Consider the following 1606-nt stretch of genomic DNA (forward strand, 5'->3'; position numbering starts at 1 on the left):
GGCGCCGGGGGCGTGGACGGGGCGGGTCGCGCCGCGGGGAGCGGGTCATAGCCGCACAACGCCTCCTCCGCCGCGCCGGCCGCCAGGCCGGTGAGCATGGCCCGGCCGTCATCGCAGATCAGCACGGTGTGGAGGGTGACATTGCGGTGCACCCAGCCGTGCGCGTGCACCGCCCGCAGCGCGGTGAGCACATCGGCCGCCACCTCGGCCGCGCGGTGTGCGGACAGCGGCCGTTCGGCGAGCAGTGCGGCCAGCGGGCGGCCGGCCACCAACTCGCTCACGATCCACAGGCTGCCCGCCTCGGCGAACACATGGAAGACCTGGGCCAGCCGGGGGTGGTCCGGCAGGGCGGCCGCGGCGGTGGCGGCGTCGATGGCGCGCCGCACGGACGGGTCCTCGCTCCCCGCTGCCGCGCCGGCGCCCCGACCGGGCCGCCCACCCCGGTAGGGGCCGTCGCCGACCAGCTCGGCCTCGACCAGCTCCGGCAGCGGTATCCGGCGGAGCAGGACCTCCTGGCCGCTGTAGGTGTCGAAGGCCCGGATCTCGACCGGTTCGTACGCCTCGTCCGGGTGACGGGGCAGGCGGTAGCGGTCGGCGAGCAGCCCGCCCGCGTACCTCGACGGCGTGGGAGGCACCCCCATCGCGTAGTCGTCCACGACGCCTCCCCAAGCGCGCCCCGCTACCGCGCAGTTCCGGTCGTTTTCCGCCTCGTACGGCCGCGTACGGTCGGCGGCTTCTTCACCATACGGGCCGCGGGGGCCGGCGCCGAGAAGCTGGGCTCAGTCCGTGGGACGGAAGGTCTTGAAGGCCGTCTGCCGAAGGGTCCGGCACTCCTTCTCGTCCCACTTGTCCTTCTCGCAGGTGATCATTATGGCGTAGCCGTGGGTATCGTCCGTCTTGAATCCGCGGTTGAGGACCCGCACCGTGGTGCCGTTCTGGCGCCTCTCGAAGCTCCAGTCGGCGACGGTGTCGTAGCCGCGCCACTCGACCGTGCGGATCCCCAGGCCCCGGTAGCCGGGCATGGTGCGGGCCGCGCCGGGCGCGGCGGACCGCCAGGCGGCGGCCGCGTCCGACTTGGGGCTGCTGTTGTAGTCCACCTGCACCCGCGGGAAGTCGGAGCCGCCGCGGTAGATGCGGCCGCCTCCGTAGTTGGGGATCGAGTGGGGGGTCCAGCCCTTGGGCAGCGCGATGGTGAAGTGGTGGTCGCCGCCCTTCAGCACCGCGAAGCCCGCGGGCAGCCGTCTGTCACCCTTGCCGCTGTCGTCGTTCCCGTCCTTGCCCTTGCCCTTGCCCTTGTCCTCGTCGCCGCTGCCCTGGGAGTCGTCCTGGCCGGCGGAGGCGGACGGGTCGGCGGGCTGGGAGCCGCCCTGGTTGGGGTGGTCGTCGGAGCCGGAGGCCGTACCGCTCCCCTTGGCGGACCCGGCGGCGGTGCCCGTGCCCTTGCCGCTGTCCTGGGAGTCGTCGCCGCTGAGCGTGATGGCCAGCACGGTGGCGATGACGGCGAGCGCGATGCCCACCGCGACGATCAGCAGGGTGCGGCGCGGCACCACGTCGGTGATGGAGGCGCGCGGCGGCGCGGGCGGGGTGGGCTCCAGCTCGTTGGTGC

The 1606-nt window shown here is 74.0% G+C and carries 1 protein-coding gene and 1 pseudogene; both read right to left on the minus strand.

The genetic code is table 11. The features are described from left to right. The coding region (locus E4099_RS31865) for a protein kinase domain-containing protein (protein WP_167828562.1) at positions 1-641 on the minus strand (641 nt) is incomplete at its 3' end. Positions 642-779: 138 nt separating this feature from the next. After that, positions 780-1606 (minus strand): annotated as a pseudogene (locus tag E4099_RS33420) (serine/threonine protein kinase); the annotation flags it as partial.

The sequence above is a fragment of the Streptomyces palmae genome, assembly GCF_004684805.1.
In the GTDB taxonomy this organism is placed as follows: Bacteria; Actinomycetota; Actinomycetes; order Streptomycetales; family Streptomycetaceae; genus Streptomyces; species Streptomyces palmae.